Origin of the sequence: Streptomyces chisholmiae (assembly GCF_031845445.1) — a bacterium.
GTDB classification, from domain to species: Bacteria; Actinomycetota; Actinomycetes; order Streptomycetales; family Streptomycetaceae; genus Streptomyces; species Streptomyces chisholmiae.
On the sequence record NZ_JAVREO010000239.1, the window covers coordinates 1 to 426 of the forward strand.

General features: G+C 64.8%; 1 protein-coding gene. It reads left to right on the top strand.

Annotated features, from left to right (window positions below; translation table 11 throughout):
* On the top strand, positions 1-426 hold a 426-nt coding region (locus tag RM844_RS32995), incomplete at both ends, for a phytanoyl-CoA dioxygenase family protein (protein WP_311671107.1).

A 426-nucleotide genomic window follows, 5' to 3' on the forward strand; every position in this document is an offset into this window, starting at 1 on the left:
TGGAAAGCGAAGTCTTCGAAGGCGGCAACATCGCGATGGGATACCAGGTCGCCGGCAAGTTCACGCCGTCGAAAATCTACGGCGGTCTTCGCACCGGCCGCGACCGGCATCTCGATACCCCGGCCGTCGCCCGCCTGGCCCTGCAGCAGGGCGTCTTCGACCGCATTGCCCAGCTGCTCGGGCCCGATTTGCTCCTGTGGCGCACGCAGCTTCTGCCGAAGCCGCCGGGCGCTCCGGAAACGGCCTGGCATCAAGTGTCCACGTTCACGCTTTCGGGCAAGGCCCTTCGCCCCGTCATCGAGCCGGAAGACCGCAACGAGCTCTTCAACGTCACCGCCTGGCTCGCCCTCGAAGATGTCGACATCGAAAACGGGTGCATGCAATTCTGGCGCGGCTCGCACCGCAAACCGCTGCACAACATGATCC